The 15,015-nt window shown below is 73.2% G+C and carries 11 protein-coding genes; all 11 read left to right on the plus strand.

The annotated features are described in order from the left end of the window. The first annotated feature begins 77 nt into the window (after window positions 1-77). The 11 genes from ACZ7PG_RS47005 to ACZ7PG_RS47055 all read left to right on the plus strand — a co-directional run bounded on the left by ACZ7PG_RS47005 (window position 78) and on the right by ACZ7PG_RS47055 (window position 14,699). Window positions 78-608 carry a DUF5987 family protein gene (locus tag ACZ7PG_RS47005; protein ID WP_470245739.1) on the plus strand — a complete coding sequence of 177 codons (531 nt, stop codon included), beginning with the start codon at window positions 78-80 and terminating at the stop codon, window positions 606-608. Beyond that, on the plus strand, window positions 605-2,257 hold the full coding sequence (locus tag ACZ7PG_RS47010) for a GMC family oxidoreductase N-terminal domain-containing protein (RefSeq protein ID WP_470245740.1): 1,653 nt from the start codon (window positions 605-607) through the stop codon (window positions 2,255-2,257). Before ACZ7PG_RS47005 ends, ACZ7PG_RS47010 begins: the two co-directional genes overlap by 4 nt. A 71-nt stretch (window positions 2,258-2,328) precedes the next feature. After that, the gene (locus ACZ7PG_RS47015; protein WP_470245741.1) at window positions 2,329-3,360 is read left to right on the plus strand and encodes a carboxymuconolactone decarboxylase family protein; all 1,032 of its coding nucleotides are present in this window, start codon (window positions 2,329-2,331) and stop codon (window positions 3,358-3,360) included. Window positions 3,361-3,585: 225 nt separating this feature from the next. After that, the gene (locus tag ACZ7PG_RS47020; RefSeq protein ID WP_470245742.1) at window positions 3,586-4,383 is read left to right on the plus strand and encodes a TIGR03084 family metal-binding protein; all 798 of its coding nucleotides are present in this window, start codon (window positions 3,586-3,588) and stop codon (window positions 4,381-4,383) included. A gap of 250 nt (window positions 4,384-4,633) precedes the next feature. After that, on the plus strand, window positions 4,634-10,462 hold the full coding sequence (locus ACZ7PG_RS47025) for a type I polyketide synthase (protein WP_470245743.1): 5,829 nt from the start codon (window positions 4,634-4,636) through the stop codon (window positions 10,460-10,462). Window positions 10,463-10,464: 2 nt separating this feature from the next. Beyond that, the gene (locus ACZ7PG_RS47030) at window positions 10,465-10,917 is read left to right on the plus strand and encodes an acyl-CoA thioesterase (RefSeq protein ID WP_470245744.1); all 453 of its coding nucleotides are present in this window, start codon (window positions 10,465-10,467) and stop codon (window positions 10,915-10,917) included. A gap of 3 nt (window positions 10,918-10,920) precedes the next feature. Beyond that, window positions 10,921-11,484 carry a flavin reductase family protein gene (locus ACZ7PG_RS47035; protein WP_470245745.1) on the plus strand — a complete coding sequence of 188 codons (564 nt, stop codon included), beginning with the start codon at window positions 10,921-10,923 and terminating at the stop codon, window positions 11,482-11,484. An 11-nt stretch (window positions 11,485-11,495) separates the two neighbouring features. After that, on the plus strand, window positions 11,496-12,596 hold the full coding sequence (locus tag ACZ7PG_RS47040) for an SDR family NAD(P)-dependent oxidoreductase (RefSeq protein ID WP_470245746.1): 1,101 nt from the start codon (window positions 11,496-11,498) through the stop codon (window positions 12,594-12,596). Further along, window positions 12,593-12,778, plus strand: a complete 186-nt coding sequence (locus ACZ7PG_RS47045; protein WP_470245747.1) for a DUF6222 family protein — start codon at window positions 12,593-12,595, stop codon at window positions 12,776-12,778. The genes ACZ7PG_RS47040 and ACZ7PG_RS47045 overlap by 4 nt, the downstream gene beginning before the upstream one ends. Then, window positions 12,775-14,484 (plus strand): acyl-CoA carboxylase subunit beta, encoded by a 1,710-nt coding sequence (locus tag ACZ7PG_RS47050; RefSeq protein WP_470245748.1) that lies wholly within the window; start codon window positions 12,775-12,777, stop codon window positions 14,482-14,484. Before ACZ7PG_RS47045 ends, ACZ7PG_RS47050 begins: the two co-directional genes overlap by 4 nt. Window positions 14,485-14,507: 23 nt before the next feature. Further along, window positions 14,508-14,699: an acyl-CoA carboxylase subunit epsilon gene (locus ACZ7PG_RS47055; protein WP_470245749.1), complete on the plus strand. Its 192-nt coding sequence runs from the start codon at window positions 14,508-14,510 to the stop codon at window positions 14,697-14,699. The last annotated feature ends 316 nt before the right edge of the window (window positions 14,700-15,015 follow it).

The following is a 15,015-nucleotide window of genomic DNA, read 5'->3' on the forward strand; positions in this document are numbered from 1 at the left end:
TGGACATTCGATGAGGAGGTAGGCCGGTGCAACCCGAGGCCCGACCAGAAAGCACCGAAGAAGAACGTGTCGAGACCATGACCCTCGAGGCTTATGCGGACACGATCGTGCCGGGGGAGAAGCGGTTCCCGGAGGACCGGGCGATCGCCGGGGCCGCGCCCGGTCCGGGATCGGTGGTGGCGGGTGCGCTCGAGCTGCTGCACTTCGACGCGACCGGCGTCACGGCCGGCCTGCCCTACCTCGCGCAGTCGCTCAACGACCACGCGAAGGTCTACGCGGGGGAGGTGGCGCTGGAGCTCGACCACGACGTCCCGCCGTTCGTCGCGCTGCCCTACGAGCACCGCCGCGAGCTGGTGAACCGGCTGACCACGCCCGGGCACCCGGAGAAGGACGGCTGGGTCAGCCTCGCGCTGTTCTGCAACATGGCCTACGACAGCGCCCCGCACCTGCACACCGCCGACGCCATCCGCGACGGGCACCCCGGTCTGCTGGCGCTGGGGTACAAGGCCCCGGACGCCGACGGGTTCTGGCGGTTCCCGAAGTACGGCTACGGCCGCAAGCTGGCCGAGCTCCACCCCGACACGACGCCTTCCGGGAGCCCAGCATGAGCGCGATCGACCAGACCGACGTAGTCATCGTCGGCAGCGGGTTCGGCGGGTCCATCCCGGCCTACCACCTCGCCGCCGGCGGGGCGAAGGTGACGGTGCTGGAGCGCGGGCCGTGGCTGGCCGCGGCCGACTTCGAGCACGACTACCTGCTCGGCTCGTCCTACACGCGGGCGTTCGACTTCGTCGTCGGCGACGGGATGAGCGTGCTGGGCGGCAACTGCGTCGGCGGCGGCAGCGTGGTGTACTTCGCCGCGATGCCGCGCGCGCCGCGCTTCGTGTTCGACCGCCACGGCAGCATCGGGCGCCGGATGTGGCCGTCGGTCATCTCCCGCGACAGCCTGGAACCGTGGTACGACCGCGTCGACGAGTCGATCCCGGTGTCCAAACAGGACTGGAGCGACGTCTCCTACGCCGGTGGACTGTGGGCCGCGGCCTGCAACCACTCGGGGCGCACGGCGAACCCGGCGCCGGTCGCGGTCGACAACGACACCTGCGTCAACTGCAACTTCATGATGGCGGGCTGCAAGTTCGACGCCAAGCGATCGATGCTGACCAACTACCTGCCCGCCGCGCTGGCGCACGGTGCCGAGATCCGGCCGCTGCACGAGGTCCAGCGCCTCGAGCGGACCGAGGACGGCGGCTACCGCGTCCACTTCGACCTGATCGACGAAGAGGACTACCGGATCCACACCGGGACCGGCGTGATCGAGGCGAAGGTCGTCATCATCGCCGCGGGCGCCGGCGCGACGCCGGTGATCCTGCAGCGCTCGGAGGCGACGCTCGGCACGATGCCGCACGGCGTCGGCCGGTACTTCTCCGGCAACGGCGAGCGGCTCAACACCGCGATCATCGACGAGGACCGCGTCCGCGAGGTGCTCGGACTGTCCCGTGAGGACGGTCCGGTGTACTCGGCCAACCACATCGGCAAGGGCCCGACCGTCGCGAACTGGGACAAGCTCGACGGCTCGCTGCCGGAGTACGAGCGGTACTCGCTGGAGCAGCTGTACTTCCCGCCGGGGCTGGGCACGATCCTGGCCCAGGTGCCGGGCGGCGACGAGCCGCGCTGGTACGGCGCGCAGAAGAAGGAGATCCTCAACCAGTGGGCCAACTGGCTCACGATCTTCCTGATGACCGAGGACGACAACGAAGGCGTCTTCGGCACCCCGCCGCCCACCGGGAACGCCTACCGGATCTCGCAGCAGATGCTGGGCCGCGGCCCGCTGCGCTACGACCCGACCACGAACACCCGGCGCGGCTGGGCGCTCGCGGACGCCGACTGCAAGGCGATCATCGAGAAGGACGGCCTGGCGAAGGTCTCGCCGTGGACCAACGACGTCGTCGGCGCGTACACCGTGCACCCGCTGGCTTCGTGCCGGATCGGGGACGACGCGGCGACGTCGGCGTTGTACCCGAACCACGAGCTGCGCAACCACCCGGGCATCTTCGTCACCGACAGCGCGTCGGTGCCGGGTGCGCTGACGGTGAACCCGGCGATGACCATCGCCGCGCTCGCCGAGCGGTCGATCCCGGGCATCGTCCGGGCGCTGCAGGCCCGGGACGTCGACGTCAAGTACGGCGCCCCGGCGCCGGACGGGTCGATCACCGGCCGCCGGGCGGTGTCCAAACTGGACCTGGTCGCCGGCAACTGATGCACGGGTACCTCGAACTCGCGCTCCTGGGCTCCTGGGAGCGCGAGTCCGCCGTTTCACGAGGAGGCACGATGGCGCCCGGACTGGTGCGGTTCGCCCTGCGGCGGACGCTGCGGGACGTGAAGTACGTCGAGGCCGTGCGGCCGCGGCGGGCGCGGGGGCTGGTGGCGGACGTCTACCGGCAGGTGGAGCGGGACTTCGGGATGCTCGCCCCGCCCGTCGCGCTGCACTCGCCCGCGCCGGAGGTGCTCGCCGCGGTGTGGCTGGTGCTGCGGGAGTCGCTGGTCGCGGGCGGGACGGTGAGCCGGGCCGACAAGGAGGTCGTCGCGGCCGCGGTGTCGGCCGCGAACGCGTGCCCGTACTGCGTCGAGGTGCACGGCATGGCCCTCGCCTCGCTGGGGGAGCCGGCTGCCGCCGCGGCCATCGAGGCGGGCGACGCCGGGGCCATCCCGGACGCGGACACGCGGGCACTGGTCGCGTGGGCGCGGGGCGAGGGCGGGCTGCCCTCGGACGTCCCGGCCGCCGCCGTCGCCGAGTTCACCGCCGTGGCGGTCGCGTTCCACTACCTCAACCGGGTGGTGAGTGTGTTCCTCGGCCCGTCGCCGCTGCCGGCGTCGGTGCCGGCGTCGGCGCGTGAGAAAGCCAAGGCGGTACTGGGACTCCTGCTCAAACCGGGGGCCGCGCCGCCGGCCGGGGAAGCGCTGGGCCTGCTGCCGGAGACCGTCGTGGACGGCCCGGGCTGGGTACCCCGGGGCAGCACCCTGGCCGACGCCTTCGCGCGCGCCACGGCGGCGGTGGAAGTAGCCGGGGAACGCTCGGTGCCCCTTCGCGTGCGGGACCTCGTCCAGCGCGAAGTCAAGGCCTGGGACGGGAAACCGCCCGGGCTGAGCCGCGCCTGGGTCGAGCCCGTGCTGGCCGAGCTGCCCGAGGACGAACGCGCGGCGGGCCGGCTCGCCCTGCTGACGGCCAAGGCGGCGTACCAGGTCGGCCCCGCCGACGTCCGCCTGGACGGGACGGACGATCGGGGCCTGGTGGAGCTGGTGTCGTGGGCGGCTCTCACCGCGGCCGTGGCGGCCGGTGACCGGCTGCCGCACCGCCCGTGAAGAGAAGACTCGCAGGTCGGCGCGGGTGATGATCGAAAGGTCAGATCGCCCGCCGGGGCGCGCAGCACCGGGACACACCGAAATCTGGCCCGGTTCGCGACGCCGCCCCGCGGGATCCCGATCTGCTCGGCCCGCGGTCGCCGCGAGGAGTGGCTCCCCTTACCCCGCCCCTCGCGGCGGCCGCCGGCTCACGAGAAGACGTCGTAGCCGTGAGAGGACAGACAGGTGACTGACACCACGGGCGTGATCGCACACTTGACCGCCGAGGCCGCCGAAGTGGACGCGCTCGTCGCCGGCCTCGCCGAAGCCGGGTGGGACACCCCCACCCCGGCGCCGGGGTGGGCGGTCCGGCACCAGATCGCGCACCTCGCGTTCATCTTCCGGATCGCCGGCCTCGCGGCCGCGCAGCCGCAGGCGTTCATCGAGATGACCAAGGCCGTCGAGTCCGTCGGGTTCGACAACGCGGTCGAAGGCGCATTGCAGGAGTTCATCCACGACCCGGCCGAAGTGCTGCTGTCCCGCTGGCGCGCCGAGCGCGACACGGGCATCAAGGCACTGGCCGCCGTTCCCGGCGACCAGCTGGTGCCGTGGCTGGTGAACCCGCTGCCGCCGTACGTGCTGGCGTGCGCCGGGATGATGGAGCTGTTCGGCCACGGCCAGGACGTCGCCGACGCGCTCGGCGTGCGCCCGGTGCGCACCGACCGGATCAAGCACCTGGTCGGCTTCGCCGTGCGCGTGCGGGACTTCGGTTACGAGGCGCGGAACCTGACGCCGCCGGCGGAGGAGTTCCGCTACGAGCTCACCGCGCCTTCGGGCGAGCTCTGGACGTTCGGACCCGCGGACGCGGCCAACCGGGTGAGCGGCAGCGCGGAGGACTTCTGCCTGCTCGTCACCCGCCGGCGGCACCGCTACGACCTCGACATCCGGGCGAAGGGCACGCTGGCCGACCAGTGGCTCGACATCGCCCAGGCCTACCGCGGACCGGCGGGCCAGGGACGCAGGCCCGGCCAGTTCGACGCCTGATCAAGTCCACAGTAGACAGTCTGCGGCGTTGTCCCAGCGTGCTGACGTAGCGGCCCGGGGCAGGCAGAAAGAAGACGGTCCGCGTCGCCCGGGAGATGCTGGACCAGGCGGCCCGGCGGACCGGGCGAACCGGGCAGCGGCACCGCCGCGGCCCGCGGATGACAGACCGGCGGCGGGATCGCGCCGGTGGCAGCGGGGACCTGACGGTTCCGGTGATACGGGGCTCGAGAGCCAGTGGGAGTGCGGTGGCATGAGCGTTGAGCGCATTTCGATCGTCGGTATCGGTCTCCGATACCCCGACGCGAGTTCTCCGGAGGAGCTCTGGGAAAACGTGCTGGCCGGTCGCCGGGCGTTCCGCAGGCTCCCCGACGAACGGATGAACCGGGCGGACTACTACTCGTCCGATCCGAAGGCACCGGACCGCTTCTACGCGCAGAAGGCGGCGGTGCTGCGGGACTACGAGTTCGACCGGGTGGCGCACAAGGTCGCCGGCAGCACGTTCCGCGCGACGGACACGACGCACTGGCTGGCGCTCGACGTCGCCGCCGAAGCCCTCGCGGACGCGGGGTTCGGCGAAGGTGACGGGGCGCCGCGGCAGAACACCGGCGTCGTCATCGGCAACAGCCTCACCGGGGAGTTCTCCCGCGCCAACATCATGCGGCTGCGCTGGCCGTACGTCCGCCGCACGGTCGCGGCGGCGCTGAGCTCCCGCGGCTGGGAGGACGAGGACACCGCGAGCTTCCTGCGGGAACTGGAGATCCAGTACAAGGAGCCGTTCCCCGAGATCAACGAGGACTCCCTCGCCGGTGGCCTGGCGAACACCATCGCCGGCCGCGTCTGCAACCACTTCGACTTCGCCGGCGGCGGCTACACCGTGGACGGCGCCTGCTCGTCCTCGCTGCTGTCCGTGGTGACCGCGGCCAACGCGCTCGCCCAGGGCGACCTCGACCTCGCCATCGCCGGCGGTGTCGACCTGTCGATCGACCCGTTCGAGGTGATCGGGTTCGCGAAGACCGGCGCGCTGGCCAAGCGCGAGATGAAGGTCTACGACGCCGACTCCAACGGCTTCTGGCCGGGCGAGGGCTCGGGCATGCTCGTCCTGATGCGCGAAAGCGACGCGCTGGAGCAGGGCAAGCGGATCTACGCGTCGATCGGCGGCTGGGGCGTCTCCTCCGACGGCAAGGGCGGCATCACCCGGCCCGAGGCCGCCGGGCACCGGCTCGCCCTCAAGCGCGCCTACGACCGCGCCGGCTACGGCGTCGAGACCGTTTCCTACTTCGAGGGCCACGGCACCGGCACCGCGCTGGGCGACGCCACCGAGATCGAGGCGCTGTCCACCGCCCGCCGCGACGCCGACCCCCTGGCCAAGCCGGCCGCGCTCTCGACGATCAAGGGCAACATCGGGCACACCAAGGCCGCGGCGGGCGTCGCCGGCCTGATCAAGGCGACACTGGCGGTCTACCACCAGGTCATCCCGCCGGCCACCGGCCACTACGAGCCGCACGAGTCGCTGACCGGGACGTCCGCGCGGATGTACGTCCCGCGCGACGCGTCGCTCTGGCCCGAGGACCAGCCGGTCCGCGCCGGGGTCTCCGCGATGGGCTTCGGCGGCATCAACTCCCACGTCACGGTCACCGAGTCGCCCACCGCGGCCCGGCGCCGCGAGCTCGACGAGCGGGCCCGCACCCTGGTCGCCGGCCGGCAGGACGCCGAGCTGCTGCTGTTCGACGCCGACGACGTCGCGACCCTGCGCGGCGACATCGCCGCGACCCTGGAGGCCGTGCCGAAGCTGTCGTTCGCCGAGCTGGGCGACCTCGCCGCGAAGCTGGCGAAGGACCTGTCGGGCAAGCCGGTGCGCGCCGCGGTCGTCGCGGCCAACCCGGAGCACGCCGAGCGGAAGCTGACCAAGCTGCTGGAGCAGCTCGAGTCCGGGAGCGCGGTCTTCGACTCCGCCGACGGCATCTTCGCGAGCAGCCGCGGTGCCGCCCCGAAGATCGGCTACCTGTTCCCCGGCCAGGGATCCGGGCGCGGCGGCGAGAGCGCCCTGCGCCGCCGGTTCACCGTGGCCGAGGAGATCTTCCGCGCCGCGGCCCTGCCGGTCGCCGGCGACCAGGTCGCCACCGAGGTGGCCCAGCCGCGGATCGTCACCGGTTCGCTGGCCGCGCTGCGGGTGCTGCGCTCCTTCGGCATCGAGGCCTCGACCGTCACCGGTCACAGCCTCGGCGAGCTGACCGCCCTGCACTGGGGCGGCGCGCTCGACGAGCGCGGCCTGCTCGAGCTGGCCAAGCTCCGCGGCAAGGTGATGGCCACGACGACCGGCGACGGCACCGGCGCGATGGCCGGGATCGCCGCCTCGCCCGGCCGCGTCGAGGAGCTGGGCCTGGGTGACGACCTGGTCATCGCCGGCTACAACGCGCCGGAGCAGACCGTCATCTCCGGTCCGGCCGAGGCGATCGACCGCATCGTCGCCAGGGCGAAGGCCCAGGGCGTCGGCGCGACCCGCATCAAGGTCTCGCACGCCTTCCACTCGCCCGCGGTCGAACCGGCCGCGCGGGCCATGACCGAACGGCTCGGCGAGTTCAGCTTCGCCCGGCTCGAGCGGCCGGTCGTCTCGACGGTCAGCGGCGACGTGCTGCACGCCGCCGAGAACCTGCCGGAGCTGCTGCACGACCAGATCGTGCTGCCGGTCCGCTTCCGCGAAGCCGCCGCCAAGGTGGCCGAGCGCAGCGACCTGGTGGTCGAGGTCGGCCCCGGCCGGGTGCTGACCGGGCTGTTCGAGGAGATCGCGCCGGACACCCCGGTGCTCGCGATCGACTCGGACAACGCGTCGCTGCAGGCCCTGCTGCGGGTCGTCGGCGCGGCGTTCGCGCTCGGCGCCCCGATCTCGGTGGACGCGCTGTTCGAGGGACGCGTCGTGCGTGCCCTGCCGGCCGACGGGGTGTACAACTTCCTCTCCAGCCCGTGCGAAGCGGCGCCGTCGATCGACAGCGAGCTGGCCACCGAGCTCGCCGCGGAGAAGGCACTGGCCGCCGAGGCCGACGCCGCCACCGGCGACTCCGACTCGGGGTCGACCCTGGACCTGCTGCGCAAGCTCGCCGCCGAGCGCGTCGAGCTGCCGCTGGAAGCCGTCACCGCCGACACCCACCCGCTCGACGACCTGCACCTGTCGTCGATCACGGTCGGGCAGCTGGTCAACGACGTCACCCGGGCGCTGGGCCGGCCCGCGCTCGAAGGCATGCCGAACTTCGCGACGGTCTGCCTCGGTGAGCTCGCCGAGATGATCGACGAGCTGGCGCAGACGGCGAAGCCGGCCGACCGCAACGTCGGCGAGGCCCCGGGCGTCGGACCGTGGGTCCGGCCGTTCGCGGTCGAGTACGTGCCCGCGCCGCGGCCCAACGCGGACCTCACGCCGGGCACCGGGCGCGCCGAGTGGCAGCTCTTCGCGACGCCGCGGCACCCGCTGGCCGAGCCGCTGAAGGCCGCGCTGGCCGCGTCCGGCGCCGGGGACGGCGTGGTGCTCTGCCTGCCGGCGGACTGCGACTCGAGCCACGTCGGGCTGTTCCTCGACGCCGGCCGCGCCGTCATGGCCGCCCCCAACGGCACGCGGTTCGTGGTCGTGCACCACGGCTACGGCGCGGCCGGCCTGGCCCGCACCCTGCGGCTCGAGGACCCCTCGGCGAAGACGACGATCATCGACTTCGCGGACCCGACACCGTCCGATGTGGACGCGATCGCCGAAGCCGTGCACACGGTGGTGGCCGAGGTCGCCGCGACCACGGACTTCACCGAAGCGCGCTACGGCGCCGACGGCGGGCGCACGGTGCCGCGGCTGTCCGCGCTGCCCGCGCCGAAGCCCGGCCCGATCCGCGACTCGCTGGACTCCTCGGACGTCCTGCTCGTCACCGGTGGCGGCAAGGGCATCACCGCGGAGAGCGCGCTGGCACTGGCGAAGGACTCCGGCGCGAAGCTGGCCCTGCTCGGGCGCAGCGACCCGGAGACCGACACCGAGCTGGCCGAGAACCTCGACCGCATGGAGGCGGCGGGCATCCGCTACCGCTACGAGCGCGCCGACGTCACCAGCGCCCCGCAGATCGCCGAGGCGGTCGCCCGGGTCCAGGCCGACCTCGGCCCGGTCACGGCGGTCCTGCACGGCGCGGGCCGCAACGAGCCGGCCGCCCTCTTCTCCTTGACCGAGGACAGCTTCCGCAAGACCCTCGCCCCGAAGATCGGCGGTCTCAACGCGGTGCTCGCCGCGGTCGACCAGGACAAGATCAAGCTCCTGGTCACCTTCGGCAGCATCATCGGCCGGGCGGGCCTGCGCGGGGAAGCGCACTACGCCACGGCGAACGACTGGATGACCGAGCTGACCCTGCGCTTCGGCCAGGAACACCCGCAGGCGCGGGCGATCGCGCTGGAGTGGTCGGTCTGGTCGGGCACCGGCATGGGCGAGAAGCTCGGTGTGGTCAGCGCCCTGATGCGCGACGGCATCACGCCGATCCCGACGGAGGAGGGCATCACCATCCTCCGCCAGGTGCTGGCCGACCCGGCCGCGCCGCCGGTGCTGGTGGTGTGCGGCCGCACGTCGGGCCTGGCCACGCTGCCGATCCAGAAGCGGGAGCTGCCGCTGACCCGGTTCGTCGACCGCGCGATCGTGCACTACCCGGGCGTCGAGCTGATCACCGAGGCCGACCTCTCCGACGGGGCCGACCCGTACCTGACCGACCACCTGCTCGACGGGCAGCTGCTGTTCCCGGCGGTGCTCGGCATGGAGGCCATGACGCAGGCCGCGGCGGCGACGCTGGACCGCGTCGGGACCCCGGTGCTGTCCGACGTCGAGTTCCTCCGGCCGATCATCGTCTCGCCGGGCGGGTCGACCACGGTCCGGCTGGCCACGCTGGCCCGCGACGCCGACACCGTCGACGTCGTGATCCGCAGCGACGAGACCGGCTTCAGCGCCGACCACTTCAAGGCGCGGCTGAGCTTCGCCCGGCCGGCCGAGCTCGGCGAGCGCGTCCCCCGCGACGTCGCGCTGCCGCCGGTCCCGGTGGAGCCGATCAGCGAGCTGTACGGCTCGGTGTTGTTCCAGGGCAAGCGGTTCCAGCGGGTCCTGGGCTATCGCCGGGCGAGCGCCCGGCACGCCGTGGCCGAGATCTCGACGAACGCGGACCACTACTGGTTCGCGCCGTTCCTCCCGCAGGAGCGGCTGCTGGCCGACCCCGGCACCCGGGACGCGATGATGCACGCGATCCAGTGCTGCGTCCCGGACGCGACGCTGCTGCCGCAGGGCATCGAGAAGCTGTACCTGGCCGAGCCCGGTGTCCAGCACGCCGAGTACGTCCTGCTGGACGCGAAGGAACGCGTCCAGAACGGCGACAGCTACATCTACGACCTCGACGTGCGCAACCCGGACGGGACGCTGGTCGAGCGCTGGGAAGGCCTGAAGCTGCGCGCGGTCCGCAAGCGCGACGGCGCCGGGCCGTGGGTCCCGTCGATGCTCGGGTCCTATGTGGAGCGTGCCTGCGAGCGGCTGCTCGGCGGGACGCGGTCGGTGGTGCTGGAGCCGGACCCGGCGGGCCGCCCGGCCGAGGGCATCGCGGAACGCCGGGCGCAGACCGCGCTCGCCGCGGGCCGTGCGCTCGACCGGCCGGTCGAGGTCCGCTACCGCCCCGACGGCAAGCCGGAGTGCGACGGCGGCGTGCACGTCACCGCGTCGCACACCTCGGAGCTGACCCTCGTGGTCGCCGGCGCCGACCAGGTCGCCTGCGACATCGAGACGGCGATCGAACGCACCGAGGAGGACTGGACCGGGCTGCTGGGCGAAGAGCTCCTCGCGCTCGGCCGGCTGCTGGCGGCGGACACCGGCGAACCGATCAGCGTGGCCAACACGCGGGTCTGGAGCGCGCTGGAGTGCGTCCGCAAGACCGGCTCGATGACCCAGGCGCTGACCGTGCGCCAGGTCGACGCCGACGGGTGGGCGCTGCTCTCCTCCGGTGGTGCCCGGATCGCCACCTGGTCGACCACGGTCAACGACCGGACCGATCCGATCGTCTTCGCGGTGCTCCACGCAGAGGGGAACTGAAGATGTCCGACTACTACGAGATCCGCCACACGGTCGGCTTCGAAGAGACCAACCTGGTGGGCAACGTCTACTACGTGAACTACGTGCGCTGGCAGGGCCGGTGCCGCGAGATGTTCCTCAAGGAGAAGGCGCCGGCGGTGCTCGAAGAGGTCCGCCACGACCTCAAGCTCTTCACCCTCAAGGTGGAGTGCGAGTTCTTCGCCGAGATCACCGCGTTCGACGAGCTGTCCATCCGGCTGCGGCTGGAAGAGCTCACCTCGACGCAGATCCAGTTCGCGTTCGACTACGTCCACCTCACCGAAAGCGGCGAGGAGCGGCTGGTGGCGCGGGGACGGCAGCGGATCGCGTGCATGCGCGGGCCCAACACGGCCACCGTGCCGTCGCGGGTCCCCGAGCAGCTGCGTGAGGCACTGGTGCCTTACTCGACGGCCGCGGTCAACGGCAAGGGAGTCTGACAAGTGGGCTACGAATCGGAGCCTCCCGTGCTGAAGCGGCTGCCGACGTCGGCCGCCCGCCGCGGCCTCTCGGCCCAGCCGGGACTGCGGCAGGTGATGGCGCAGTTCGCCACCGGCGTAACGGTGCTGACGGCCGGCGGCGAGGACGCGCACGGCATGACCGCGAACGCGTTCTCCTCGGTTTCGCTGGAACCGCCGATGGTGCTGTGCTGCGTGTCCAAGGCGGCCCGGATGCACTCCGCGATCGTCACCGCGGGCTCGTTCGGCGTGAACATCCTCGCGGCGGACCAGCAGGACACGTCGAAGTACTTCGCCGACTGGCGGCGTCCCGACGGGATGGCCCAGTTCGAAGCGGTCGGCTACACGCCCGGCGGCAAGACCGGGGCCCCGCTGCTGAACGGGGCGCTGGCCTGGCTGGAGTGCGAGCTCGCCGAGGTGGTCGCGGGTGGTGACCACTCGATCTTCCTGGGCCGGGTGGTCGCGACCAGCCGCGGCACCGGCGAAGAGGCGCTGATCTTCTACGGCGGCAGCTACCACCACGTCGACGGGAAGGCCCGCGCGGCCTGAGAGGGACGGACATGCTGATCGCGGTCACGGGTGGCACCGGCTTCCTCGGTGCCCACACGGTCGAAGCGCTGCTGCGGCGCGGGCACCGGGTCCGGCTGCTCGCCCGTGACCCGGCCGCCGCTCCGTCCACAGTGGACATAGTGGAGGGTGACGTCACGGATCCGGCCGCGGCCCGGCGGCTGGTTTCCGGTGCGGACGCCGTTCTGCACGCGGCCGGCGTGTACACGTTCGACAGCCGGCGCCGCGACGAGCTGTGGCGGGTGAACGTCCGCGGCACCGAGGTGGTGCTCGCCGCGGCGCGCCGGGCGGGCACCGGCCGGATCGTGCACGTGTCGACGGTCGGGGCGCTGTACCCCACGACCGCGCCGTCGATCGGGGTCTCGAGCCCGGTCGGCGGGTCGCGGGAGCCCTACCTCGCGTCGAAGGCGGCGGCCGACCGGATCGCGCGGCAGCACCGGTCGGCGGGCGCCCCCGTCGTCGTCACGTACCCGCCGGCGCTGCTCGGCCCGCACGACCCGCGCCTGGGCGACCAGAACGCCCGGCTGCGCGACGTCCTGCGCGGGCTGACGCCGATCTGGCCGGGCCGCGGGCTCCCGGTCGGGGACGTCCGCGACGCGGCGGAGCTGCACGCCCGGATCCTCGGCGGCGAGGTCTCCGGTGACGCGTTCTTCGCGCCGGGGCACTTCCTGACCACCCGGGAGTACCTGGCCACGGTCCGGGCGGTGACCGGGCGCGCGCTGCCGGCGGTGTTCCTGCCGCCGCGGGCGCTGTACCCGGTGGGGCGGTTCGCCGACCGGCTGCAGCGCGGGTGGCCGTGGGCGCTGCCGGTGCAGTACGGCGCGATCCACGTGTGCGCGACGGCGGTGCCGGTCGCCGGGGACGCGCCCACCGGCGGCGTGCCGGCCCGGCCGGCGGCCGAGACCGTGCGCGACGCGGTGGCCTGGTTGCACGCCGCCGGGCGGATCACGGACCGGCAGGCGGGCGCGGCGGTCCCGCCCACGCCGTCGACTCTGCCCGCTCCGTCCCCTCTGTCCACTTCGGACGGAAGTGGGCAGCCGGTTCTCACCGGTCCCGGACCCGGGACCGTTCAGATCGAGGAGGTCCTGCCATGACCACCAGCGACGCCGGGCACGCGGACACCGGTGACCGGCAGCCCGTCGCGGCGGCTCCGATGCCGCCTGCCGTCGACGCGCTCGTCCGCCCGATGCCCCGGCTGGGCCGCGGCATCGTGTGGTCCGCCATCGTCGCCGAGATCGAGCGGGACCACCGGGCCCGGATGAGGGATGCCGCGTGAGCGGAACCCAGGACTCCGGCGCGGCGCGCGCGGACGAAGCGGAGGTGGTGCCGGTCCCCGACGGGGTCCGGCGCCGCCGGCTCGGCCGCCCGGCGCCCTCCGGGGACGCGCAGGTCATCGAGCTGGCCCGCGTCGCCGACCTGTCCCGGCCGGCGCCGCCCGACATGCCGCTGCTGCGCAAGCGCCGCGAAGAGCTGCGCTCGCACATCCACGAGGGCAAGCTCGACGCCGTCCGGCGTCAGCACTCGCTGGGCAAGCTGACCGCCCGCGAGCGGCTCGCCCTGCTGCTCGACGACGACTCCTTCACCGAGATCGAGCCCTACCGGCGGCACCAGGCGACCGGCCCGGGCCTGGCCGGCAACCGCCCGCACACCGACGGCGTGATCGCCGGCTCCGGCACGATCGACGGGCGCCGGGTGTTCGTCTACGCCCAGGACTTCACGCTCTTCGGCGGTTCGCTCGGCGAGGCGCACGCGGCGAAGATCCACAAGGTGCTCGACCTCGCGCTGGCCAACGGCGCCCCGGTGATCGGGCTCAACGACAGTGGCGGCGCCCGGATCCAGGAGGGCGTGCTGGCGCTGAACGGCTACGGCGGCATCTTCCGGCGCCAGGTCGAGGCGTCCGGGGTGATCCCGCAGATCAGCGTGATCCTCGGCCCGTGCGCGGGCGGGGCGGCGTACTCGCCGGCGCTGGCGGACTTCACGTTCATGGTGCGCGACACCGCGCGGATGTACCTGACCGGGCCGGACGTGGTCGAGGCGGTCAGCGGCCGCCGCGTCACGCACGAGGAGCTCGGCGGCGCGGACGTCCACGGCAGCGCGTCGGGCGTCGCGACGGTGGTGCACGACGACGAGGAGAGCTGCCTCGCCGACGTCCGGTACCTGGTGTCGCTGCTGCCGTCGAACTACCTCGACTCGCCGCCGGCGACCGCACCGACGAGTGCGAAGGACGACTACCGGCCCCGGCTGGCGGAAGTGGTGCCGGTCGAGCCGAACCAGCCGTACGACATGCGGGACGTGTTCGCCGAGCTCGCCGACGACGGCGAGTTCTTCGAGCTGCACGAGGGCTGGGCCCGCAACGTCCTGTGCGCGCTGGCGCGGATCGACGGCCGCGTGACCGGCCTGGTCGGCAACCAGCCGATGGTGTTCGCCGGCGTGCTGGACGGGCCGGCGTCGCAGAAGGCGGCGCGGTTCGTCCGGTTCTGCGACGCGTTCGGCATCCCGCTGGTGAGCCTGGTCGACGTGCCGGGTTTCCTGCCGGGGGTGGAGCAGGAGCGCGGCGGCATCATCCGCCAGGGGGCGCAGCTGCTGCACGCGTACTGCGAGGCGACGGTCCCGAGGATCCAGGTGATCCTGCGCAAGGCGTACGGCGGCGCGTACATCGTGATGGACTCGCGCTCGATCGGCTGCGACCTGTCACTGGCGTGGCCGACGAACCAGATCGCGGTGATGGGCGCGGAGGGCGCGGTGAACGTGTTGTACCGCCGCGACCTGGCGGCGTCGGCGGATCCGGTGGCGTTGCGCGCGAAGCTGGTGGCGGAGTACACGGAGGAGTTCCTGAACCCGCACTACGCGGCGGAGCGAGGTCTGGTCGACGACATCATCGACCCGGCCGAGACCCGCGCGGCGGTGGCCCGCGGGTTGGCGATGCTGCGCGACAAGCGCAAGCCGTCCCCGGGCCGCAAGCACGGCAACCTGCCGATCTGAATCGGCTGACGGAGGTGGTCGCGATGTCCGTGATCCGCGTGCTCCACGGCACCCCGGACGACTGCGAACTGGCGGCGCTGGTGGCTGTGCTGCGGTCGGTTCGCGCCCGGCCGCGGGAGGTGCCGGGGCGTTCGGTTTGGGGGGATCCGGTGTGGCGGTCTCGGGAGGTTCGGGCTGGGGTGGGGGCTTGGCGGATGTCGGGGTTGCCTCGCTGAGGTGAGGGTGGTTTGCGGCTCTCTCTAGAAGTCATTGCTGGGGTGGGGGTTGCGTTGGGCTGCCGCTCGGCCGGGTTGCGCTGGGTCGGCTAGGCCGCCGCTCGGCAGGGCCTGCGCCCCGGCGCAGCCGGGCCAGGCCGGCCCGGCTGCGGCGGGCCTCGGGCTGAGCTGGGCTGGCCTGCGCCGGACTCGCCGGACCGACTGGGCCTCGCCTCGCCTCGCCTCGCCTCGCCGGGCTGCGCTGGGCCCAGGCCGACCGGCCCGCCCGGCCGAGCGGGCGGGCGGGGCTGCGCCCTGCCCTACTCGCGCAGCGCCA

This window comes from Amycolatopsis sp. NPDC114504, assembly GCF_055633595.1.

Coding starts and splice junctions, on each gene's coding strand:
- ACZ7PG_RS47040 (WP_470245746.1), top strand. CDS start 11,496: ATGCTGATCGCGGTCACGGGTGGCACCGGCTTCCTCGGTGCCCACACG.
- ACZ7PG_RS47010 (WP_470245740.1), top strand. CDS start 605: ATGAGCGCGATCGACCAGACCGACGTAGTCATCGTCGGCAGCGGGTTC.
- ACZ7PG_RS47030 (WP_470245744.1), top strand. CDS start 10,465: ATGTCCGACTACTACGAGATCCGCCACACGGTCGGCTTCGAAGAGACC.
- ACZ7PG_RS47055 (WP_470245749.1), top strand. CDS start 14,508: ATGTCCGTGATCCGCGTGCTCCACGGCACCCCGGACGACTGCGAACTG.
- ACZ7PG_RS47005 (WP_470245739.1), top strand. CDS start 78: ATGACCCTCGAGGCTTATGCGGACACGATCGTGCCGGGGGAGAAGCGG.
- ACZ7PG_RS47015 (WP_470245741.1), top strand. CDS start 2,329: ATGGCGCCCGGACTGGTGCGGTTCGCCCTGCGGCGGACGCTGCGGGAC.
- ACZ7PG_RS47045 (WP_470245747.1), top strand. CDS start 12,593: ATGACCACCAGCGACGCCGGGCACGCGGACACCGGTGACCGGCAGCCC.
- ACZ7PG_RS47025 (WP_470245743.1), top strand. CDS start 4,634: ATGAGCGTTGAGCGCATTTCGATCGTCGGTATCGGTCTCCGATACCCC.